General features: G+C 58.9%; 21 protein-coding genes. 4 read left to right on the forward strand and 17 right to left on the reverse strand.

The window, feature by feature from the left end; translation table 11 throughout:
- Positions 1-91 precede the first annotated feature (91 nt).
- From AC1DVE_RS17440 to minC, 6 genes are all read right to left on the reverse strand, one after another.
- On the reverse strand, positions 92-268 hold the full coding sequence (locus tag AC1DVE_RS17440) for a hypothetical protein (protein ID WP_477784067.1): 177 nt from the start codon (positions 266-268) through the stop codon (positions 92-94).
- 187 nt (positions 269-455) lie between these two features.
- Positions 456-1745: a M18 family aminopeptidase gene (locus tag AC1DVE_RS17445; RefSeq protein WP_223532888.1), complete on the reverse strand. Its 1290-nt coding sequence runs from the start codon at positions 1743-1745 to the stop codon at positions 456-458.
- A 243-nt stretch (positions 1746-1988) separates the two neighbouring features.
- Positions 1989-2624 (reverse strand): RluA family pseudouridine synthase, encoded by a 636-nt coding sequence (locus tag AC1DVE_RS17450; protein ID WP_046037585.1) that lies wholly within the window; start codon positions 2622-2624, stop codon positions 1989-1991.
- A 91-nt stretch (positions 2625-2715) separates the two neighbouring features.
- The gene (gene minE / locus AC1DVE_RS17455; protein ID WP_007974947.1) at positions 2716-2970 is read right to left on the reverse strand and encodes a cell division topological specificity factor MinE; all 255 of its coding nucleotides are present in this window, start codon (positions 2968-2970) and stop codon (positions 2716-2718) included.
- A gap of 3 nt (positions 2971-2973) precedes the next feature.
- On the reverse strand, positions 2974-3786 hold the full coding sequence (gene minD, locus AC1DVE_RS17460) for a septum site-determining protein MinD (protein WP_007974946.1): 813 nt from the start codon (positions 3784-3786) through the stop codon (positions 2974-2976).
- 202 nt (positions 3787-3988) lie between these two features.
- Positions 3989-4726 (reverse strand): septum site-determining protein MinC, encoded by a 738-nt coding sequence (minC, locus tag AC1DVE_RS17465; RefSeq protein WP_056722299.1) that lies wholly within the window; start codon positions 4724-4726, stop codon positions 3989-3991.
- A 118-nt stretch (positions 4727-4844) separates the two neighbouring features.
- Between minC and AC1DVE_RS17470 the strand changes: the two genes are divergently transcribed.
- From AC1DVE_RS17470 to AC1DVE_RS17480, 3 genes are all read left to right on the forward strand, one after another.
- Positions 4845-5777: a lipid A biosynthesis lauroyl acyltransferase gene (locus AC1DVE_RS17470; protein WP_223457922.1), complete on the forward strand. Its 933-nt coding sequence runs from the start codon at positions 4845-4847 to the stop codon at positions 5775-5777.
- A gap of 35 nt (positions 5778-5812) precedes the next feature.
- Positions 5813-6982, forward strand: coding sequence for a patatin-like phospholipase family protein (locus tag AC1DVE_RS17475; protein ID WP_223457920.1), 1170 nt, complete (start codon positions 5813-5815; stop codon positions 6980-6982).
- A 72-nt stretch (positions 6983-7054) separates the two neighbouring features.
- Positions 7055-9784, forward strand: a complete 2730-nt coding sequence (locus AC1DVE_RS17480; RefSeq protein ID WP_223457918.1) for an RHS repeat-associated core domain-containing protein — start codon at positions 7055-7057, stop codon at positions 9782-9784.
- Between the two features lie 47 nt (positions 9785-9831).
- Here AC1DVE_RS17480 and AC1DVE_RS17485 read toward each other — a convergent pair whose 3' ends face one another.
- The 8 genes from AC1DVE_RS17485 to puuE form a co-directional block, all read right to left on the reverse strand.
- Positions 9832-10617: an outer membrane protein OmpK gene (locus AC1DVE_RS17485; protein WP_223457916.1), complete on the reverse strand. Its 786-nt coding sequence runs from the start codon at positions 10615-10617 to the stop codon at positions 9832-9834.
- Positions 10618-10994: 377 nt separating this feature from the next.
- Entirely contained in the window at positions 10995-11780 is a 786-nt protein-coding gene (locus AC1DVE_RS17490) for an outer membrane protein OmpK (RefSeq protein WP_223457914.1), read from the reverse strand.
- 87 nt (positions 11781-11867) lie between these two features.
- Entirely contained in the window at positions 11868-13226 is a 1359-nt protein-coding gene (locus AC1DVE_RS17495; RefSeq protein ID WP_223457912.1) for a nucleobase:cation symporter-2 family protein, read from the reverse strand.
- 164 nt (positions 13227-13390) lie between these two features.
- A complete protein-coding gene (locus AC1DVE_RS17500) occupies positions 13391-14692 on the reverse strand; it encodes a urate hydroxylase PuuD (RefSeq protein WP_223457910.1) in 1302 nt (433 codons plus the stop codon).
- 50 nt (positions 14693-14742) lie between these two features.
- A complete protein-coding gene (locus AC1DVE_RS17505; protein WP_007960046.1) occupies positions 14743-15246 on the reverse strand; it encodes an ureidoglycolate lyase in 504 nt (167 codons plus the stop codon).
- A gap of 160 nt (positions 15247-15406) precedes the next feature.
- Positions 15407-16402, reverse strand: coding sequence for an allantoicase (gene alc / locus AC1DVE_RS17510; RefSeq protein ID WP_223457908.1), 996 nt, complete (start codon positions 16400-16402; stop codon positions 15407-15409).
- A gap of 90 nt (positions 16403-16492) precedes the next feature.
- Positions 16493-17008, reverse strand: coding sequence for a 2-oxo-4-hydroxy-4-carboxy-5-ureidoimidazoline decarboxylase (uraD, locus tag AC1DVE_RS17515; RefSeq protein WP_223457907.1), 516 nt, complete (start codon positions 17006-17008; stop codon positions 16493-16495).
- Positions 17005-17931: an allantoinase PuuE gene (gene puuE, locus AC1DVE_RS17520; RefSeq protein ID WP_223457906.1), complete on the reverse strand. Its 927-nt coding sequence runs from the start codon at positions 17929-17931 to the stop codon at positions 17005-17007. The genes uraD and puuE overlap by 4 nt, the downstream gene beginning before the upstream one ends.
- A gap of 434 nt (positions 17932-18365) precedes the next feature.
- Here puuE and uraH point away from each other — a divergent pair, with 434 nt between their 5' ends.
- Entirely contained in the window at positions 18366-18719 is a 354-nt protein-coding gene (uraH, locus tag AC1DVE_RS17525; protein ID WP_008017679.1) for a hydroxyisourate hydrolase, read from the forward strand.
- A 206-nt stretch (positions 18720-18925) separates the two neighbouring features.
- Here the strand turns inward: uraH and AC1DVE_RS17530 are convergent, their stop codons facing one another.
- The 3 genes from AC1DVE_RS17530 to AC1DVE_RS17540 all read right to left on the reverse strand — a co-directional run bounded on the left by AC1DVE_RS17530 (position 18926) and on the right by AC1DVE_RS17540 (position 21669).
- Positions 18926-19552 carry a LysE family translocator gene (locus AC1DVE_RS17530; RefSeq protein WP_223457904.1) on the reverse strand — a complete coding sequence of 209 codons (627 nt, stop codon included), beginning with the start codon at positions 19550-19552 and terminating at the stop codon, positions 18926-18928.
- 72 nt (positions 19553-19624) lie between these two features.
- Positions 19625-20974 (reverse strand): NCS2 family permease, encoded by a 1350-nt coding sequence (locus tag AC1DVE_RS17535; RefSeq protein ID WP_223457902.1) that lies wholly within the window; start codon positions 20972-20974, stop codon positions 19625-19627.
- 248 nt (positions 20975-21222) lie between these two features.
- Positions 21223-21669, reverse strand: a complete 447-nt coding sequence (locus AC1DVE_RS17540) for a MarR family winged helix-turn-helix transcriptional regulator (RefSeq protein WP_223457900.1) — start codon at positions 21667-21669, stop codon at positions 21223-21225.
- Between the last annotated feature and the right edge of the window lie 27 nt (positions 21670-21696).

Consider the following 21696-nt stretch of genomic DNA (forward strand, 5'->3'; position numbering starts at 1 on the left):
GACGAGCGAACACTAGGCGGTCAACCTCGCAGGGAGCGGATCGACCGAGTGTACGAGCCCGTCAAAATCAAAGCGAGCCAAGGGCGATGAATTATTCGTTGAGCTTGGCGAGGATCTTGATCACCACGGTCGCGAGGATGCTCAGCATGCCGATCCACATGACAAACACACCGGCATTTTTGTCGCGAAAGTTGAAGCCGACGGCCAGCATGATCATCCCGGCTAGAATCGGGATCAGCATGGCGTGGAAGGTAGACATCGAAATCATGGAGACAGCCTTGTCAAAGGGATACTTGAAGTCTAGGCCGCTTTTGACGCGGCCGGTGTGATGTGTGTAGGAGCGAGCTTGCTCCGGGCGGCGATCCGACGATGGACTTGAACGTTGACGGAGCCTACCGGGATGATCGCGGTGCCCTGACGTTCATCGCGAGCAAGCTCGCTCCTACAGGGTTTTGTTACGGCAACTCGCGGCAGGCGTAGAACGCGCTCAGTACCTTGACCAGATGCGCCAGGTCATGGCTGCCGCACAGTTCGCGGATCGAGTGCATGGCGAACGTCGGCAGGCCGATGTCCACGGTGCGCACACCCAGGTGGCTGGCGGTGATCGGGCCGATGGTCGAACCACAGCCCATGTCGCTGCGCACCACGAAACTTTGCACCGGCACTTCTTCAGCCATACATAGATGACGGAAGAACCCGGCGGTTTCGCTGTTGGTGGCGTAGCGTTGGTTGCTGTTGACCTTGATCACCGGGCCGGCGTTGAGTTTCGGGCCGTGGTTGGCGTCGTGCTTGTCGGCGTAGTTCGGATGCACGCCGTGGGCGTTGTCAGCCGAAACCAGCAGGGATTTCTGAATGGTGCGTACGAATTCATCACCTTCAGGCAGCAGGCGCCGCAAGGTTTGCTCAAGCATCGGGCCGTCGGCACCGCAGGCCGAGCAGGAACCGACTTCTTCGTGGTCGTTGCAGACCAGCACGCAGGTTTCGTCGGTGTCGGTCGTCAGCAGCGCTTGCAGGCCGGCGTAGCACGACAGCAGGTTGTCCAGGCGCGCGCCGGCGATGAAGTCGCCATGCAGGCCAATGACCGCAGCGCTTTGGGTGTCGTAGAAACTCAGCTCGTAATCGAGCACCACGTCAGCATTCAGGCCGTGTTCGCGGGCGAGCTGGTCGGTGAGCACTGCGCGGAAGTCCACGCGTTCGTCACCGGCAAATTGCGCGAGGATCGGCGGCAGTTCGGTCTGGGCATTGATTGCCCAACCCATGTTGGCTTCACGGTTGAGGTGAATCGCCAGGTTCGGAATGATCGCGACCGGAGCCTTGAAGTCGATCAACTGGCTTTCGACCTTGCCATCACGCCGGAAAGTTACGCGGCCCGCCAGGGACAGGTCACGGTCGAACCATGGAGCCAGCAGCGCGCCGCCATAGACTTCGACGCCCAGTTGCCAGAAGCCCTGGCGTTGCAGCTCCGGTTGCGGCTTGACGCGCAGGCACGGGCTGTCGGTGTGGGCGCCGACCAGGCGAATGCCGCCGTGCAACGGTGAATGGCGGCCCATCTTGATCGCGACAATCGAAGAGTCGTTGCGGGTGACGTAGTAACGACCGTTGGCTTCGGTATTCCACGGCTCGCGCTCGTCGAGGCGTTGATAGCCCGCCGCTTCCAGACGCTGAACAAGGCTGGCGGTGGCATGGAACGGGGTAGGGGAGGCCTTGAGAAAATCGATCAGGCCTTGGTTCAACTCTTCGCGCATAAAGTAGCTCCAGACAGCAGTGGCGCCAGTTTAACGTATTGGTTGCGCAATTGGGGTTGCGCAGTTTTTGTGGTGACCTGGATCGACTGTGGCGAGGGAGCTTGTCGGATCGCCGCACCGTCCCGCTCGGCTGCGCAGCAGTCGCAAATCCGGTGAGTGCGGTCCGCCTGAACGGGCGCGATAGCCGATTTTGGGGCTGCTGTGCAGCCCGACGGGAGCAAGAACCCTCAGATATCGAGGAGGTCAGAACGGTGCAGGACACTCGAAGCGCAGGCGCTCGCCACTTTGCGGGTGGGTGAAGCTGAGCATGCTCGCGTGCAGGCACAATCGCGGCCAGGCCGCCAAAGCCTGTTCATGGGCATAAAGCCCGTCACCCAGCAGCGGATGGCCAATCGAGAGCATGTGCACGCGCAACTGGTGGGAACGGCCGGTGATCGGTGTCAGCTCAACGCGGCACCAGTCGCCGCAACGTTCGAGCACGCGCCAGAAGGTCAGCGCATGTTTGCCGAACTCATGGTCGACCACGTGGCGTGGCTTGGTCGGCGGGTCGTAGCGCAAGGGCAGGTCGATGCTGCCGCTGTCCAGTTCCGGCTGGCCCCAGCACAGGGCGGTGTAGGCCTTTTCGGTTTCGCGGTCGTGAAATTGCCGGGACAGCTCGCGATGGGTGTCCGGGTCGCGGGCCAGCAGGATGATGCCGGAAGTCTCCCAGTCCAGCCGGTGGACGATTCGCGCTTCCGGGTAGCCGTTTTCCTGCAGGCGGGTAATCAGGCAGTCCTTGTTGTCATCGGCCCGGCCAGGGACAGAGAGCAACAGGGTCGGTTTGTTCACCACCAGTACGGCGGCGTCCTGATGGATGATGTGGATGTTGGACAACGGCATTAAAACAGCCTCGTAACAAACGCCAACGGCGGCTCAGGTCCCTTCCGGTTGCAGAAGGGACCTGAGCCGCCGTGGCTCCAGCCGGATCGACTCAGCGATCAGGCAGGGTGATATTGAGTTCCAGAATCGAGCAGCTGCCCTGGCTTTCCAGTGCGACATGCACGTCATCGGACCCGATATTGACGTACTTGCGGATCACCTCGACCAGTTCCTTTTGCAAGGCCGGCAGGTAGTCCGGGGTACTGCGTTGGCCGCGTTCGTGCGCCACGATGATCTGTAGACGCTCTTTCGCTACCGACGCGGTGCTTTGCTTTTTGTTGGCACGAAAGAAGTCAAAAAGGTTCATTGCTTAGTTGCCTCCAAACAGGCGCTCGAAGAATCCCTTCTTCTGTACATCGAGGAATCGATGATCCACGGTCTTGCCCAGCAGGCGGTCTACGGTATCGCTGTAGGCCTGGCCGGCATCGCTCTGGTCGTCGAGAATCACCGGAACACCCTGGTTGGATGCCTTGAGCACCGCCTGGGATTCAGGGATCACGCCGAGCAGGGTCACCGAAAGGATTTCCTTGACGTCTTCTACGCCGAGCATTTCGCCTTTGCTCACACGTTCCGGGTGATAACGGGTAATCAGCAGGTGTTCCTTGATCGGGTCTTCGCCGCGTTCGGCGCGACGGGACTTGCTGGCCAGCAGGCCGAGCATGCGGTCGGAGTCACGTACCGAGGAGACTTCCGGGTTGGTCACGACGATCGCTTCATCGGCGAAGTACATGGCCAGGTGGGCGCCTTTCTCGATACCTGCCGGGGAGTCGCAGACCACGAACTCAAAGTCTTCCTTGAGTTGCATCAGGACTTTTTCCACGCCTTCGACGGTCAGCGCGTCTTTGTCGCGGGTCTGGCTGGCGGCCAGCACGTAGAGATTTTCCAGGCGCTTGTCTTTGATCAGGGCCTGTTGCAGGTTGGCTTCGCCGTTGACCACGTTGACGAAGTCATACACCACGCGGCGCTCGCAACCCATGATCAGGTCGAGGTTACGCAAGCCCACGTCGAAGTCGACGATCACTGTTTTGTGGCCGCGCAGAGCGAGGCCGGTACCGATAGCGGCGCTGGTGGTGGTCTTACCCACACCACCCTTGCCGGATGTAACCACGAGAATCTTGGCCAAGGTGTTTCACCCCTAAGGAAAAAGGACTTTTCAGTCCCTGAAAAACATCTCCTGAAAAACTACTGCAGTCGGACAGCCTTGGCTGGAATCCGGTTTAGAGCGGCGTTTACCCCCGGTAAACACTGCTTTCGGCCTTTTTCCTACTTCGTTTGAGCCGTTTTCGCTACGTTTTAGAGATGCTTGGAAAATGCGGCAGTATCCGTTAAAGCCGAATGATGTTCAACACGTCGCCGGACAGGCTGACCTGCACACCCGAACCCCATAGAGGGTCGCGGCGCAGATCTTCGGAAACCTTGTAATGCCCGGCGATGGAAATCAGTTCAGCACTCATTTGCTGACAGAAAATCCGCGCCTTGGTGTCGCCCTTGACGCCGGCCAACACACGACCACGCATCGGGCCGTATACATGGATGTTGCCATCGGCGAGAAGTTCCGCCCCCGGGCTGACCGAGGAGATCACCACCAGATCGCTGCCCTGGGCATAAATCTGCTGGCCACCGCGTACCGGCGAGGTGATGATTTTCGTCGGCTTGATGGTCGGCTCGGGCGGTTTTTCCGGTTTTTTCTTCGGTTCGCCTTCGGTCAGGTCCAGTGGACGCTCCCGGGCGCCGGACGGTGGCAGCACCGGCAGGTCGACCGCGATGGCGGCGGCAATGTCTTCGATGCGGCTGGCGCGGATCGCCAGGGTACGCAGGCCATGCTGGCGGCAAACGCGCATCAGCCCTGGCAGATCGACCGCACCTTCGTTGGCCGGGAGTTTGTCCAGGGCCAGTACCAGCGGCGCGTTGCTGAAGAAGTTGGGCGCCAGGGCGACCTTGGCGGCCAGTTGCCGATCAAGGCTTTCGAGGTCGTTACGGGCCAGTTCCAGCACCGTAATGGCCAGCATGCTGCCCTTCAACTGGAACACGGGATCTTGGTCTAGCGGTTCGGTTTGGCTCATGGTCGGCATACAACGACTTGTCACTAAAAGTGCCGAGACTTATAACGAGAACGCCCGCGGGCCGCAAGCCGGGTCGAACGATGTAGAATGCGCGGCCATTGTCATTCCGGAAGCATTAATGGACCGCCCGCGTTTTCGAAAAGCATTTCTATCTCCACGTTTCTGGCCGCTGTGGTGTGGCCTGGGGCTGTTGTGGCTGATCGTCCAGTTGCCGTATCCGGCACTGCTGTGGATCGGTCGTGTTCTGGGTGCATTGATGTATCGGGTGGCTGGCGACAGACGGCGCATCGCCCAGCGCAATCTGGAACTGTGTTTTCCTGAAAAAACCGCCGTCGAGCGCAAGCGCCTGCTCAAGGAAAACTTCGCCTCTACCGGCATCGCTTTTTTTGAGATGGCGATGAGCTGGTGGTGGTCGCGCAAGCGCCTGGCGAATCTCGCTCATATCGAAGGGCTGGAGTATCTGCAGCAGGCCCAGCGTGAAGGCAAGGGCGTGATCCTGATGGCGCTGCACTTCACGACGCTGGAAATCGGCGCGGCGTTGCTCGGTCAGCAGCACACCATCGATGGCATGTACCGCGAGCACAAGAATCCGCTGTTCGACTACATCCAGCGCCAGGGCCGCGAGCGGCACAACCTCGACTCATTGGCGGTGGAACGCGAAGACGTGCGCGGCATGCTCAAATTGCTGCGCTCGGGCCGCGCAATCTGGTACGCACCGGATCAGGACTACGGCGCCAAGCAAAGCATCTTCGTGCCGCTGTTCGGCATTCAGGCTGCGACCGTCACCGCCACGAGCAAGTTTGCGCGGCTGGGCAAGGCGCTGGTGGTGCCGTTTACCCAGGAGCGTCTGGCGGACGGTAGCGGTTATCGCCTGGTGATCCATGCGCCGCTCAAAGGCTTCCCCGGCGAAACCGAAGAAGAGGACTGCCTGCGCATCAACCAATGGATCGAAAGCGTTCTGCGCGAGCATCCCGAGCAATATCTGTGGGCTCACCGCCGCTTCAAGAGCCGTCCACCGGGCGAGCCCAAGCTGTACGCCAAACGTCGTTGAGTAATCGATCCCTTTGAGCACCATGGAGTGTTGCGATGAGTCCAGCTGAACCGGTTACAGGGTTGATTCTTTCCGGCGGCGGGGCTCGGGCGGCCTATCAGGTCGGGGTGCTGGCGGCGATTGCCGAATTGCTGCCGCCGGGGGCACGCAACCCGTTTCCGGTGATCGTCGGCACATCGGCGGGCGCGATCAACGCCGTCAGCCTCGCCAGCGGGGCGATGGATTTTCGTAACGCCATCGAACGCCTGACGGCCTTCTGGCAGGGCTTTCGCAGTCACCTGGTATTGCGCAGCGACTGGCCCGGGGTGATCCGCCAGGCCAGCCGCTTTGTCAGCCACAGTTTGCTCGGCATCGGTAGGCACATGCCGGTGGCGCTGCTCAACAGTTCTCCGCTGCGGGACTTGCTCAACGACAAGCTGCATATGGGCGGCATCGCCGAAGCGATCGCACAGCAACAATTGCATGCAGTGGCGGTCACCGCGTTCGGCTATGAGTCCGGCCAGGCAGTCACCTTCTATCAGGGCGGCGGCAAGATCGATGCCTGGTTGCGCCATCGACGCATCGGCGTTCCCACCCAACTGTCGGTTGAACATCTACTCGCCAGTTCGGCGATTCCTCTGCTGTTCGCCCCGGTGAAAATCGGCGAAGAGTATTTCGGTGATGGCGCGGTGCGTCAGTCGGCGCCGATCAGTCCGGCGCTGCATCTGGGCGCCAGTCGGGTGCTGGTGGTGGGCGTCAGTGGCAACCCCCGCGGGGTCGACCCGCAACAACCCTTGCTGCGCAGCTACACCGGTCAGCAGCCGACCCTGGCGCAGATCGGCGGGCACATGCTCAACAGTACGTTCATTGATAGCCTGGAAAGCGACATCGAGTTGTTGCAGCGCCTGAACCAGTTCAGTCACCTCATGCCCGACGGCACGCCAACCCGCGCATTGGGCGTGGCGCCGGTGGACGTATTGGTGATTTCACCGAGCCAGCCAATCGACGAGATTGCCGCGCGCCATCGTCAGGAATTGCCGGCGGCACTGCGCCTGTTTCTGCGCGGGCCGGGCGCGACTAAGACCAGCGGGGCAGGGGTGCTGAGCTATCTGTTGTTCGAGGCGGGGTATTGCAGCGAATTGATTGAGCTGGGGCGGCGGGATGCGTTGGCCAAGCGCGGGGAGTTGTGCCGGTTTCTCGGGATTTCGGTGGCTGAAACCGTTTGAACTGTCAGATCTGACAGTAGATGTGCTCAGGTTTTTCCATCAAATTGAACCCCTCAGGCAGAGGGTTCGAAGATGGCGGCTGCGCAATGGATTGATGCTCACACACCAACTGTGTCGGTGGCGGATCCGCGCGGTTTGGCTGTGCGCAGTATCGCCTATTGCCGTCATCCGCTGAACCCGTCCATTGAGACTCGCATCACCCGCAATCACTTTGACGCTGCCGGACGGCTGGTGGCTTCCTGGGATCCACGATTGTGGGGCACCGCGCCAAAACCGAACCTCGCCACGACGCACGATCTACAGAATCAGCCTCTGCTGGTGGACAGCGTCGATGCCGGTTGGCAACTGAGCTTGCTGGATCAGGCTGGCGTGATGCGTTCGTTCTGGGACGGTCGCGGGAGCCAGCTGCATACTGAGTACGATGAGCTTCAGCGGCCCACGACTGTGACAGAGCAGATGAAGGGTGACTCGCCGCGCGTCGCCGAGCGTTTTGCTTATGCAGGGGCGAGTGATGAGTTTGCGGCGCATAACCAGTGTGGCCAACTGATTCGTCATGACCACCCGGCTGGCAGGCGCAGCCTTTGCGAATATGGCGTGGGTGGTTTGCTTCTGGCCGAAGATACCCGCTTCATGCTCGAGCTGGCCCCGCCGGACTGGTCGTCCGAATTTGCCGATGCCCGCCTGGAAGACGAGGTTTTCAGGACGGCTCAGCAGTATGGACCTTTAGGGGAAATGCTCTACCAGACCGACGCCAAGGATAACCTCAGGGCATTCGCTTACAACCAGGCCGGTGAGTTGCAGGAAACCCGACTGAGGTTGGCTGGCGCATCTGGCCCTCCTCAAGTGCTGGTGGGTGACATCCGTTACGACGCCGTTGGCAAGGTTGAGCGTGAACGAGCCGCTAATGGCGTCGTAACCACTGCCCGGTACGTGGCTGAAGATGGGCGACTGGCCGGATTGCTGTCTTGCGATGCCCGAGGCACGCCGCTCCAGCAGTTCGAATATGCCTACGATCCAGTCGGCAATATCTCGAGCGTCGAGGACAAGGTAGCGTTGAGGCGCTATTTCAATCATCAACGGATCGAGCCGATCAACCGCTATCGCTATGACAGCCTGTATCAACTGGTCGAAGCCTCTGGCCGGGAAGTCAGCCAGCCCGGTTACGGTCCCGCATTACCTGCTTGGCAAACTACGCCGCTGGACCCTAACCAGCTGCGCAATTACACCCAATCCTTCAATTACGACGCCGCCGGGAATCTGCAAACCCGCCACCACAGCGGCGTGGAAACGTTTGAGATGTTTACCTCGAACTACAGCAATCGCAGCGTTGCGGATGAAGGCAATCTGGCGGATGGCTTTGATGCCAACGGTAATCAGCTGGAACTGTTACGCGGCCAGAATATGAGTTGGGACATCCGCAATCAGTTGAGTCGCGTGACGATGGTCCGGCGTGAGGATGGGCCTGACGATACCGAGTGTTATTTCTACGACAGTCCCGGGCATCGGCTAAGAAAAGTCCAACTCACCGAGACGGCTCGTCGCACGCTGCGTGCTGAAGTGCGTTACTTGCCGGGGCTGGAAATCCATCGGGATACGGCTACCGGCGAAGAGCGGCATGTGGTCAATGTCGAGGCGGGGCTTAGCCGTGTGCGGGCCTTGCACTGGGTTGAGAAATTGCCCAAGGGCGTGCGCAATGACCAACTGCGTTTTTGCCTGAATGACCACCTGAACTCGTGCACGCTGGAACTGGATGAGCAGGGCGCGCTGCTGAGTCGGGAGGTTTATTACCCGTTTGGTGGGACGGCGGTGTGGGCGGGTACCAGTGAAATTGAGGCCAAATACAAGACGATTCGTTACTCGGGCAAGGAGCGGGATGCGACGGGGCTTTATTATTATGGCTATCGCTATTACGCACCGTGGTTGCAGCGGTGGGTGAGTGCGGATCCTGTTGGCAGCGTAGACGGTTTGAACCTGTTTTCAATGGTGAATAATCGCCCTGTGTCGTTGAAGGATGAGCAAGGGCTGATTGGGGATGATGTGAATTCGAAGTTGCCTGAGAAAATTGGCAAATGGCAGCTTAAAAAATTGCAGTTTTCTTATTCTGATCTGAATTCAGATGACGCTGTCGGGAATAATGTTGTCGCCAACATTGAGCTTTCCTACAAACCGGATTGGAAAGATAGTGTGCTTGGCGTATTTCAGGAAATGCCAAACTTAAAATGGAAGGAAAAAATAACGCTTAATGATTTTTCAAAAAAACAGTCTTGGAGATTTAAGGCGGATATGTTTCAGCATAACCCGTCAAGCCGAACAATGGAGGTTTGGCCTAGAAGGTACATTGAGGCATTTAATTCGGCGGCCGGTCAGCCCAGTCTGGTCAGAGGCGCAGTAGTCTTGCGTGATTTGCAGGGGAATAATGTGAGTCTTGCCGGTTTGGGAGGAGAAGTCTCAGGAAATGAAGAAAAGTCTAAAGCCGTGCGGGACTATCTTTCCAAGAACGGAGGGGTGCTAGCTATTGAAGTTCATGACGTGCCGTCAATTATTACACGAGAAAATACCCATAAAGAGAGACTGCTCGAGATACAGGTTGGTTTGAGTGGTGTGAAAACAAAAGCTGCAATTAATCAGTATTTGAGCGTGGAAATTACTCCAGAAAAGTCTGTATCTAAGCGTTTTGTTAGCGTGAGACCTATACCGATGGTGGATAGAGGGTTGAAGTCAGTTGAACCTCCTTCGGCTGTCAGCAAAAGAAGATCGTACACGCGGTTTCCGGGAGAAGTACTGAATATCGCTTTGCGATAAAATCGAACTGCGCCTCGTTAGTGAGGCGCGGAACGATCAAAGAATCATCAGAAGTGAACCTTAACCAGGAAACTGGTCACGCTCTGATCAGTCTTGAAGCCCTGGCTGTCTTCAATCCCGTACTTGTTTTTCCAGTAGTCATACTCGACACCGACGTACAACTGCTTGGCACCCAGATTCAACGCCTTGCCCAGGTCGTATTTGACCTGCGGATTGAAGTGCAGGTTGGCGTGGTATTCGCCTTTGTTGTTGACGTCGTTGTCGACGACCCAATCCATGAAGCCGTCGATCAGCACATCCGAGCCACCCACCGGGATGGTGTAGGACCAGACCGGCGTGACCTGCCAGATGTTGTCGCCCGGGCGATCGCCTTCGGTGTGGCGGTTGTAGAAGTTCAACTGGAAGTAGTCGAAGCCCGGGATGGCCAGGTCGAAACCAGGGCCGATCAGGTAGGACTCGGTATCGTCTTCACCGAACTCGTAGGTCATGGCCAGCAGCACGTCCTTGATCGGGCCGAACTCGAACTTCTGGTCGAAGATCTTGTTGAACGACAGGCGCGGGCTGAGCTCGCCGTAGTGGCTGTTCTTGCCCGCGAAGGCGTCTTCCTTGCCGTTGTAGAAGATCTTGTCGATGAAGAAGAAGTTGTCGCCGTATTTCCAACCATCGGCGTGTTCAAAGGTCACCGTCTGCTGAATGCGCGGGTTGACCTGGAAGTCCTTTCCGTAAAGGTAGGACAGGCTGTTGTTTTGCCATTGCAGCAAGTCGCCGGCCATGGCCTGACCCCCCGCCAGCAATGATCCCGCCAGCATCAGGCTAGTGCACGTACGTTTCATTCGGTTGCTCCCAAAAAGTAGGTGGTTCCACGTTATTTTTTTAAAGTCGGCGCTCTGGTGTGGCGCCTGTTTCCGTAGCGGCAAAAAATCATCCATTCGGTCAGCTTTGGTGCTGTTAGCAAGAGCTGAGCCAAGGCTTTCAAAAAGCAAAAAAACTCCCGTTCGGCGGCTCAAGAGCGGTCGATTGAGAGGGGTTTTGGAGTGCCTTGGTGCCTGCCAGAGCCGGGATAAGTTGGCCTTCTGGTCAGGTTTTACATCCGGGCTTTTTTTTAAACCGGATTCGGGCGGCCGCGGAGAATACTGACTCCTCGGCCAGGTCTCAAGTGCTCCGCAACGGCGCACCGACGACAGGTTTGGGGCACGGTTGCGGGGCTGCATCAGAAATGCACCTTCACCAGCAGGCTGGTGGTGTTTTCATTGGTGTCGAAGCTGGAACTGTTTTCGATGCCGTACTTGTCTTTCCAGTAGCTGTATTCGACGCCGACGTACACCTGTTTCTCCCGCCAGCTCAGGGCCTTGCCCAGGTCGTACTTGATCTGTGGGTTGAAATGCAGGTTGGCGTGATAAGTGCCGTGTGAGTTCTGGTCGTTCTCCACCACCCAGTCCATGTAGCCGTCGATCAACAGGTTCGAGTTGCCCAATGGAAGGGTGTAGGACCAGGCCGGGGTGATCTGCCAGACATCGTCGCCGGGGCGCGAGCCTTCGGTCTGGCGGTAATAGAAGTTCAAAGTGAAAAAATTGAAGCCCGGTACCGCGAGGTCGAAACCGGGGCCGATCAGGTAGGCCTCAGTGTCGTCTTCGCCGTTCTCGTAGGTCATGGCCAACAGCACGTCCTTGATCGGGCCGAATTCGAAACGGCGGTCGAGGATCTTGCCGAAGGAGAGGCGCGGGCTGAACTCGCCGTAGTAGGCGTGAGCGCCTTTGTTGCGGTCTTGCTCGCCGTTGTACCAGGTGCTGTCGACGAACAGGAAGTTGTCGCCGTACTTCCAGCGGTCGGCGTGCTCGAAGGTTATCGTCTGCTGGATCGACGGGTTGACCACGAAATCCTTGCCGTACAGGTAGCTCAGGCTGTTGGTCTGCCACAGCAGCAAATCGCCGGCCATGGCCTGACTCGCGGCCAGCAGGCCAGCACCCAACAGCAGGTTGGTTTGTGTCCGAATCATCTGTTGCTCCCTCTTGTTTTTATTTTTGAGGCGCAGGTTGTGGCCAGGGGGCTGGCCACAGGCAGGCCCCCTTGGTTATCCGTCAGATCAAAGGGTGTGAGCGTGGCAGTCGTTGATGGCCGCGCGTTCGGCGCCACCAAGGATGTTGAACAGCAGGTTCAGCGTAAGCGCGCTGAGGGTGGCCATGGCGATGCCGCTGTGGGTGATCGGGCTCATCCACACGGGCAGGTGGGCGAAAAACTCCGGGCGTACAACCGGGATCAGACCCATGCCGATGCTCACCGCCACCAGCAACTGGTTGCGACGGTCACCGATGTCGGCTTCCTGCAGGATCTTGATCCCGGTGGCGGCGACCATGCCGAACATCGCAATCGCTGCGCCGCCCAGTACTGCCGGAGGAATCGACGCTACCAGGAATGCGGCCTTTGGCAGCAGGCTCAGCACGATCAGCAAACCGCCAGCGACGATGGTCACCGAACGGCAGCGCACGCCGGTCATCTGCACCAGGCCGATGTTCTGGGCGAAGGAGGAGTGAGTGAAGGTGTTGAAGAAGCCGGCAAAGAACGAGGCACCGGCATCGCACAGCAAGCCGCGACGCAGCATCCGAGGGCAGACTTCCTGGCCGGTGATCTTGCCCAGCGCCAGAAACATCCCGGTGGACTCGACGAAAATGATCACCACCACCAGGCACATCGACAGGATCGGCGCGAGTTCAAATTTCGGCATGCCGAAGTGCAGCGGAGTGACGAATTGCAGCCATGGCGCCTGAGCCATATCGCTGAGGTCGACCATGCCGAGCAGGCCGCAGAGCACGTAGCCCAGGCACATGCCGATCAGCACGGAAATGTTGACCCAGAAGCCGCGCATGAAACGGTGCACCAGCAAGATGGTGCCCAGTACCAGTGCGGCGATGGTCAGGTAAATCGGTGAACCGAATTGAGCGGCGCTGGCACCGCCGCCAGCCCAGTTCACGGCCACGGGGAACAGCGACAAACCGATCGAGGTGATGACCGTTCCGGTCACCAGCGGTGGGAAGAAGCGCACGACCTTGGACATGAACGGGGCGATGAGCATGCCGAAGAACCCGGCGGCGATGGTCGCGCCGAAGATCCCTTGCAGGCCGATACCGGGCATGCCGGCCATGGCGACCATGCTGCCGACGGCGGCGAAACTGGCGCCCATCATCACCGGCATGCGAATGCCCATGGGGCCGATGCCGAGGGACTGGACGATGGTGGCGATACCCGCCACCAGCAGGTCGGCGTTGATCAGGAAGGCGATTTCTTCACGACTCAGGCCAGCGGCCTGTCCGATGATCAGCGGTACCGCGATGGCACCACCGTACATCAGCAGAACATGTTGCAAACCGACCAGGATCAGTTGCAGGAGGGGCAAACGCTGAATGGCGGGTGCGTCGGGGATGCGCGCTGTGGATAGCTCGGACATGCAACACCTCGGATCTTTTTTATTCTTGTGATTTACAGCTGCGTGCTGCTGGCAGCTGTATTCGAATCAGGTGGGCCGCTTTGCGGCCAATCGCAGGCAAGCCCGCTCCCACACAGGCCATGCAAAACCTGTGGGAGCGAGCCTGCTCGCGAAGCTTTTAACGATTAATTGGTCTGGGCTCCCTGCACAATCCAGGCACCGATCAGGTCACGTTCCTGCTGGGTCATCTGCGTGATGTTGCCCAGTGGCATGATCTGGCTGGTGACGGCTTGCGCCTGAATCCGCGGTGCGTTCTGGCGGATCTGCTCGGGGGTGTCGAACATCACACCGGCAGGGGCCGCACTGAACAGCGGGCTGGTCGGCTTGGCCGAATGGCAAACCGCGCAACGTTCCTGAATCACGCTGTGCACTTTGTCAAAGCCAGGGCCGGCGTTGGACGCTTGCGCCGGTGCGGCGGCTGGCGTTTCTTCAGGTTTGGCTTCAGCCGGTTTCAAACCACCGCCCACTGCTGTTTCCGGCAGCGGCTGGTATTCGATCTTGGCGGGTGCCTTGGCCACTTCCGGGCTGTTCAGCGGCGCGGGGCCGGTGACGTAAGCCAGGCTGATCATGCCGACGGCTGCCACAGGCAGGGTCCAGGCAAACTTGTGGCTGTCGTGGCGGGTGTTGAAGTAGTGACGCACCAACACCGCCAGTACCGCGATCCCGGCCAGGATCAACCAGTTGTACTGGCTGCCGTAGGTGCTCGGGAAGTGGTTGCTGATCATGATGAACAGCACCGGCAAGGTGAAGTAGTTGTTGTGACGCGAACGCAGCAGGCCTTTGGCCGGCAACGCCGGATCGGGCGTACGGTTCTCGGCGATCGCCGCTACCAGAGCGCGTTGCGCCGGCATGATGATGCGGAACACGTTGCCGACCATGATGGTGCCGATGATCGCGCCGACGTGCAGGTACGCACCCCGACCGCTGAACACTTTGCTGAAGCCGTAGGCCGCGCCGATGATCAGTACGAACAGGATGAAGCCTAACAGGGCAGGGCGTTTGCCCAGGGCCGAGTCGCACAGGAAGGAGTAGATGAACCAGCCGATGAACAGCGAACCGAGACCGATGGCCACGCCTTCAGGACCGCTCAGGGAGCTGCCCGGAGCCAGCAGGTAGAGCGTCGGGTTGGAGTAGAACACCACGCACAGCAGCGCGATACCCGACATCCAGGTGAAGTAGGCTTCCCATTTGAACCAGTGCAGGTTGTCCGGCATGGTCGGTGGAGCCAGTTTGTATTTTTCCAGGTGGTAGATACCGCCACCGTGGATTGCCCACAAATCGCCAGCCAGACCGCTTTTCGGGTTGACCCGATTGAGGTTGTTTTCCAGCCATACGAAATAGAACGACGCACCGATCCAGGCCACGCCAGTAATCATGTGAACCCAGCGCACGCTCAGGTTCAGCCATTCCAACAGATGTGCTTCCACAGTCTTTACCTCTCGCCTGTCACTCTGTTGTCGAGTGATCAGACCTTCTCTTATTGGTGGGGGGCGAGGATCAAACGCTCATCCTCTTTGAAAAAATGCTCATCGCAGTTATTGCCTGTGCCACTGCGATCAACCACCAGGAAGTCATCCCGCTTTTCGATCGTCAGCACCGGGTGGTGCCAGACGCCGCGATGGTAATTAATGCCCTGCCTGCCGTTGGTGACGAAGGCGCGGACCAAGCCTGATACAGGTTCATCGCCAAGTGGCGCGACCACGATCAGAAAGGGGTTGCCGAGCAGCGGAATGAAGGCCTGGCTGCCCAGCGGATGGCGCTCCAGCATGCTGACGGTCAGCGGCATGTCCTGCGCGTCGGCGCGGAAGATGCTGATGATCGCGTTGTCCTCAGGCGTAGCGGTTTCGACCGTCGCCAGTTTATGGAAGCGCATGGTCGAACCGTTGTTGATCATGAAGTGATCGCTGCCGTCGGTTTCGATCACGTCACCGAAAGGGGCGAAGGCTTCTTTGGTCAGCGGTTCAATCGTCAGTGTGCGCATGCTGTTCTTCTTAATTTGTTCAGGTGTGGATGATTCTTTGTAGGAGCAGCCGGTCGACGTTCGATTGCTCGCGAAGAACTCAAGGACACCGCGTTCATCCTGGTTGCGCGCGTTATCGTTCACGTCCATCGCGAGCAAGCTCGCTCCTACAGGCTCAGCATTACTTCGCGACTTTGCCCAGTACACGCAGGCGGCTCACACCACCATCCGGGAACACGTTCAGGCGGATGTGGGTGATCGGGCCCAGTGCCTTGATCTGCTCGGCGAAGGTGTGTTCGGCGTGCATTTCCAGCTTCTGGCTTGGCAGCAGTTCACGCCAGAACAGCGACTGGGTTTCGATCTGGCTGTCGGTACCGCCCTTCACGAACGCGCCCTGGATAGAGCAGGTGTCCGGGTAGTTGCCTTTGAAGTGCAGGGTGTCGACGATGACTTTCTCGACTTCGCCGGCATGGCCCAGCGCGACGATGACCCAGTCATTGCCCGGGGTACGACGACGCGCGGTTTCCCAGCCGTCGCCCATGTTGATGCCACGGCCCGGGTTGAGGATGTTGCTCATGCGACCGAAGTGTTCATCGGAGCAGGCGAGGGCGCGACCACCGTTGAGGGCCGCGGCCAGGTCGACTTGCTCGTTGTCGCCGGTAGCCGACCAGTCACGGAACGGCACGCCGTACACGCGCAGACGGGCCACGCCGCCATCCGGGTAGATGTTGAAGCGCAGGTGGCTGAAGGCCTGGTCGTTGCTGATTTCGTGGTAGTGGTGGCTGTTGCCTTGCAGCTCGACGGCGGACAGCACTTCAACCCACTGGGTGTTTTCGGTCGGCTCGCCTTCAGCCAGGAAGCAGGCCTCCAGGGACGCCGACGGCGGGAAGTTGCCGGTGAAGAATGAAGTGTCGATGTCGACGCCCTTGATCGAACCCGCTACGCCCAGGCGGATCACGGCGCTGTCGAAGCCTTCGAAGCGCTTGCGGCGCGATTCCCAGCCGTCCATCCACTTGCCGTTGTCATCGAACACGCCCTCCTTCCATACGGCCGGGGTCGGTTGGAACAGACGGTTGGCGTCTGCAAACCAGTCATCGGTGACCGAGATGATTTTGGTGCCCAGGCGGGCATCGGCCAGGTTGACGAACTTCTCGAAAGGTACGGCGTAAGCTTTCATTCTTCTTGTCTGCCTTTAAATAAGTGGCTTGGGATGCTTGCAAGGCCCGGAGTGAATTCGGCGTTCATGAATTCACATGGGCCAGGCTTGCTATAGGGTCAGTAATCGGAACAGGGCGATCTTGTTGATCTCCGCCAGCGCGCATCTGAACTCGGTGTCTACCGGGTTGTGAATGCGCGTTTCGAACGCTGCGAGGATCTGATGCCGGTTGCTGCCTTTTACCGCCATGATGAAGGGAAACTTGAACTTGGCTTTGTAGGCGTCGTTCAGCTCGGTGAAGCGCTGGAACTCTTCGGCCGTGCATTGGTGAATACCGGCGCCAGCCTGTTCATGGGTGCTGGCTTCGGTCAACTGGCCCTGGACGGCAGCTTTGCCGGCCAGGTCCGGGTGAGCGTTGATCAGTGCAAGCTGGCTTGCATGATCGGCGCTCAACAGGATGTCGCTCATGCGCTGGTGCAGGGTTGCGATCTCGTCGATCGAAGCGTCCTGGCCCAGGTCGAAGGCCTTTTCGGCCACCCATGGCGAATGTTCGTAGATGTCGGCGAAAGCTGCGACGAAGGCATCGCGGCTCAGGCTCGAAGGTTTGACGGTTTGAAAGGTGCTCATTTGCCAGCCCCTGTGTACGGGTGGGTTTCTTGCCAGTGACGCGCGATGTCGACGCGACGGCTGAACCACACCTGTTCATGACTTTTAGCGTATTCGATAAAGCGCTTGAGCGAAGCCAGACGCGCCGGACGGCCGATCAGGCGGCAGTGCAGGCCGATCGAGAGCATTTTCGGTGCCTCGGCGCCTTCGGCGTAGAGCACATCGAACGCATCCTTGAGGTATTCGAAGAAATCGTCGCCCTTGTTGAAGCCCTGGACCTGGGTGAAGCGCATGTCGTTGGTGTCCAGGGTGTACGGGATCACCAGGTGCGGCTTGCCGGTGGGGTTGTTCGGTTCCCAGTAGGGCAGGTCGTCGTCGTAGGTGTCGCAGTCGTAGAGGAAACCACCTTCTTCCATCACCAGGCGACGGGTGTTCGGGCCGGTGCGGCCGGTGTACCAGCCCAGTGGGCGAATGCCTGTGATTTCGGTGAGGATGCGGATCGCTTCGAGCATGTGCTCGCGCTCCTGGGCTTCGTCCATGTACTGGTAGTCAATCCAGCGATAGCCGTGGCTGCAGATCTCGTGGCCGGCATCGACCATGGCGCGGATCACGTCCGGGTGACGCTGGGCGGCCATGGCCACGGCGAAGATGGTCAGCGGAATGTCGAATTCCTTGAACAACTTCAGGACCCGCCACACGCCGGCACGGCTGCCATACTCGTAAAGGGATTCCATGCTCATGTTGCGCGCGCCTTGCAGCGGCTGGGCAGAAACCATTTCCGAGAGGAACGCTTCGGATTCTTTGTCGCCGTGCAGGATGTTGCGCTCGCCGCCTTCTTCGTAATTGAGTACGAACGACAGGGCAATACGGGCATTGCCCGGCCAGTGTGGGTGCGGAGGGTTACTGCCGTAACCGACCAGGTCGCGTGGGTAGTCAGCGCTCACTGCAGGCTTCCTTCTTATTCGATGATGACGGTTGGTGTGACGCAGCTGAAGATTGGATGGCAGGCTGGCGTCACAGCGATGGGCTGATTGTATACAACTTTATATTCACTTTGTAAGCCTGAATTTTCGCATTTTTCACCGACTGTCATCTTTTACTGCTATTGGCGTGAGCCTGCAAGAAATCTGCCTGACTGGTCAGTTATTGTTTGAAAGGTTCATAGGCTGTGCGGTTTAGCGGTAAATCGACGGTAAATATGCAGATGGCGGGGGTCATGGGAAAAATGTCGTTTTTATTGTGTACAATTTTTTTGAAAAGTGTCTTAATCAGTCGCTCGCCGCAGCTTTTCGTGCTCCGAATCGGTGCGGTCTCCTTTTCAACTGACTTCGGGAGGCGCGAAGTCTGACTGCTCCACGCAGGCAGGCGCGCAGAATCAATGGGACGTTTGACTACACACGTTTTGGACGCAGCACACGGTTGCCCGGGCAGCTCGATCAAGGTCGAGTTGTACCGAGTTGAAGGTTCGCAGCTGGAATTGGTCGCCACTGCAGTTACCAACAGCGATGGCCGTGTCGATGCACCGCTGCTGCAAGGTGATGACTACCGTACCGGGGTCTATCAGGTTCAGTTTCATGCCGGCGACTACTACCGCGCCCGTGGCGTCAAGCTGCCGGAACCTGCCTTCCTGGATGTCGTGGTGCTGCGTTTTGGCATCTCTGCCGAGCAGGATCACTACCATGTGCCGTTGTTGATTTCGCCTTACAGCTACTCCACCTATCGCGGCAGCTGATCCCCCAGGCAGCAGCTGCACCCTGGAAGCGACTGCGCATATAGCTTCTTTGGTTTTTCGCCCGCTCACACTGCGGGCTTTTTTTCGTCTGGAGAAAAGTGGTGTCTGTGTGGCCGCTTTCGTCGGAACGCCGCCCGGAGCAAGCCCGCTCCCACAGGAGAGCTCATTCCAATGTGGGAGCGGGCTTGCTCGCGAAGCTTTTGCCCTTAGCGGCTCAACAGGGAAGCCGCACCCGCACCACCAAACAACCCCGCACTGATCCGGTTGAACCAGCTCTGGCCCTTGCCACTGCGCAGATACCGCGCCGCACCATGGGCGCCGAGGCCGTAGGCCAATTTGCACAGCAGGTCGAGCACGGTCCAGGTCGCAATCATCACCAGCAGTTGTGGCAGGAACGGCTGTTCGGCACTCAAGAACTGCGGCAGGAAAGCGGCGAAGAACAGGATGTCCTTCGGGTTGCTCGCGCCCAGCATGAACGCACGCCCGAACAGTGCACGAAAGCGTGGCGCCGGCGCGGCCTGTGGCACTTCAGCGCCATGGGAAGGCAGGCGCGATTGCTGCCAGCTCTGCCAGGCGAGGTAGAACAGGTAAAGGGCGCCAAGAATCTTCAGGGCGCTGAACAGCTGTTCCGACGCCAGCAACAACGCACCCAAGCCCAGCGCCGAAGCACTCAGCAGGCAGATCGAGGCCGATACGCCGCCAAGAAAGGCCGGGTAAGAGCGGCGCAGGCCGTAATTCAGACTGTTGCTGATCATCAACAAAGACAGGGGCCCCGGGATCAGGATCACTATCAGCGCAGCGCCGCTGAACAGCAGCCAGGTTTCCAGACTCATCACTTTCCTCCATTTGCACAAAAGCCCCACCCGACGGGGTGAGGCTGTTTTCAAGCGTGTACCGCGTGTGGCTTACAAGAAGATGAACTTGGCGATGAAGATCGCGCAGAGCACCCACAGGCTTACGGAAATTTCCTTGTACTTGCCGGTGCCGGCCTTCAGCGCCACGTAGGTGATGAAGCCCAGCGCGATACCGTCGGCGACCGAGAAGGTCAGCGGCATCATGATTGCGGTAACGATCGCCGGAATGCTGTCGGTCGCTTCGTCCCATTCGATGTGGGCCATGCCGCCCATCATCAGCATCGCTACATAAATCAGTGCACCTGCGGTTGCATAGGCAGGAATCATCCCGGCCAGCGGTGCGAAGAACATGGCTGCAATAAATAGCACACCTACGGTCACTGCGGTAAGACCAGTCCGACCACCTGCCGCGACACCAGCAGCACTTTCCACGTAGCTGGTGACCGGCGGAACGCCGACTACCGCACCGAATACGCTGGACGCACTGTCGGCTTTCATGGCACGGGAGAGGTTTTCGATCTTGCCGTCAGCACCCACCAGGTTGGCGCGCTGGGCAACACCCATCAAGGTACCGGCGGTGTCGAACATGTGTACGAAGAGGAATGCCAGGACCACGCTGATCATGCTGACGTTGAACACGCCGGCGACGTTCATGGCCATGAAGGTAGGGGCGAGGCTCGGTGGAGCCGACATGATGCCCTCGTAGTGCACCAGCCCAAGGCCCCAACCGGCGAGGGTCACGGTGATGATGCTGATGAGGATCGCGCCGAACACCTTGTGATAGCTGAGAATGGAGATCATCAGGAAGCACACGGCGGCGAGCAGCGGGCCGGGTTCGCGCAGGGAGCCGAGCTTGATCAGGGTCGCCGGGCTATCGACGACGATACCCGCGGTTTTCAGGCCGATCAGCCCCAGGAACAGACCCACGCCGGCGCCCATGGCGAAGCGCAGACTGACCGGGATGCTGTTGAGCAGCCATTCGCGGATCCGCGAGAAGGTCAGGATCATGAACAACACACCGGACACAAACACCGCGCCGAGGGCGGTTTCCCAGTTGTAGCCCATGGTGCCGACCACGGTGTAGGTGAAGAAGGCGTTCAGCCCCATGCCCGGTGCCAGGCCGACTGGCCAGTTGGCGTACAGGCCCATCAACAGGCAACCGAGTGCCGCGGCGATGCAGGTGGCGACGAACGCCGCACCGTGATCGATCCCGGCGTCGGCCATGATGTTGGGGTTGACGAAAATGATGTAAGCCATGGTGATGAAGGTTGTCAGACCGGCAATCAGCTCGGTCTTCACCGTGGTGCCGTGCAAGCTGAGTTTGAACAGACGTTCCAGCAAGCCATTGCGTAATGGCGGCGAGAGATCCAGCGTCGATGCTTCGGATTTGCGGCTTTCCACAGCGAATACTCCTCAAGAGTTTTATTGTTATTTCCGGGGCCGGACCCATGAGGGTGGCAGCGGCCCTTTGAGGCACTTGCGAATTTGTTGACCGCTTGGTCAGGAACTCGCACGAGGTGGATTATGCTTTTGTATACAAAGAAAGCAAATAATGTTTTTGATTTTGTAGACGAAAAGTTTGGCTTTAGAGATATATCGCCTGCTCGCGAAGGGGCTGATCAGCCAATGCACATTCATCAGGCGAACTCTCATTCAGCCTGCGAATGACTTTTCCCCAGCGCCAGATTCACCGCCAGCCATCCATTCACCGCAGTCTCCCCGGCCTCGGCAAACACCCGCTCCAGCAATTTCACCTGCTCGCGGCGCAATGCTTGCTCAAAGCGAACGCCTTCGGCAGTCAACTCCAGGAGGCGCTTACGCTTGTCGGTTTCGGACGCGACGCTCTCGACCAGATGCATCTCCAACAATTGCCGCAACGGCATGTTCAACGCCTGCTTGCTCACGCCGAGCAACGCCAACAGCTCCTTCACGCTCAGGTTCGGATAGCGGGCGATGAAAAACACGATGCGCTGATGCACCCGACTCAGGCCGCGACGTTCGAGCATTTCATCGGCCTTGGCGGTGAAGGCCTGGTAGCCGAAGAAAAACGCTTCCATGGCCTGCTGCTGGGAAAGCGGGTTTTTAAGGTCAAGCATATTGACGTATCCGTTCGGGGAGGCGTA

This window comes from Pseudomonas sp. P4_B4, assembly GCF_056402255.1.

Excerpts from the sequence above, each read along its gene's own strand:
- AC1DVE_RS17440 (WP_477784067.1), bottom strand. The coding sequence starts at position 268 with ATGATTTCGATGTCTACCTTCCACGCCATGCTGATCCCGATTCTAGCC.
- AC1DVE_RS17445 (WP_223532888.1), bottom strand. The coding sequence starts at position 1,745 with ATGCGCGAAGAGTTGAACCAAGGCCTGATCGATTTTCTCAAGGCCTCC.
- AC1DVE_RS17450 (WP_046037585.1), bottom strand. The coding sequence starts at position 2,624 with ATGCCGTTGTCCAACATCCACATCATCCATCAGGACGCCGCCGTACTG.
- minE (WP_007974947.1), bottom strand. The coding sequence starts at position 2,970 with ATGAACCTTTTTGACTTCTTTCGTGCCAACAAAAAGCAAAGCACCGCG.
- minC (WP_056722299.1), bottom strand. The coding sequence starts at position 4,726 with ATGAGCCAAACCGAACCGCTAGACCAAGATCCCGTGTTCCAGTTGAAG.
- AC1DVE_RS17470 (WP_223457922.1), top strand. The coding sequence starts at position 4,845 with ATGGACCGCCCGCGTTTTCGAAAAGCATTTCTATCTCCACGTTTCTGG.
- AC1DVE_RS17475 (WP_223457920.1), top strand. The coding sequence starts at position 5,813 with ATGAGTCCAGCTGAACCGGTTACAGGGTTGATTCTTTCCGGCGGCGGG.
- AC1DVE_RS17480 (WP_223457918.1), top strand. The coding sequence starts at position 7,055 with ATGGCGGCTGCGCAATGGATTGATGCTCACACACCAACTGTGTCGGTG.
- AC1DVE_RS17485 (WP_223457916.1), bottom strand. The coding sequence starts at position 10,617 with ATGAAACGTACGTGCACTAGCCTGATGCTGGCGGGATCATTGCTGGCG.
- AC1DVE_RS17490 (WP_223457914.1), bottom strand. The coding sequence starts at position 11,780 with ATGATTCGGACACAAACCAACCTGCTGTTGGGTGCTGGCCTGCTGGCC.
- AC1DVE_RS17495 (WP_223457912.1), bottom strand. The coding sequence starts at position 13,226 with ATGTCCGAGCTATCCACAGCGCGCATCCCCGACGCACCCGCCATTCAG.
- AC1DVE_RS17505 (WP_007960046.1), bottom strand. The coding sequence starts at position 15,246 with ATGCGCACACTGACGATTGAACCGCTGACCAAAGAAGCCTTCGCCCCT.
- alc (WP_223457908.1), bottom strand. The coding sequence starts at position 16,402 with ATGAAAGCTTACGCCGTACCTTTCGAGAAGTTCGTCAACCTGGCCGAT.
- uraD (WP_223457907.1), bottom strand. The coding sequence starts at position 17,008 with ATGAGCACCTTTCAAACCGTCAAACCTTCGAGCCTGAGCCGCGATGCC.
- uraH (WP_008017679.1), top strand. The coding sequence starts at position 18,366 with ATGGGACGTTTGACTACACACGTTTTGGACGCAGCACACGGTTGCCCG.
- AC1DVE_RS17530 (WP_223457904.1), bottom strand. The coding sequence starts at position 19,552 with ATGAGTCTGGAAACCTGGCTGCTGTTCAGCGGCGCTGCGCTGATAGTG.
- AC1DVE_RS17540 (WP_223457900.1), bottom strand. The coding sequence starts at position 21,669 with ATGCTTGACCTTAAAAACCCGCTTTCCCAGCAGCAGGCCATGGAAGCG.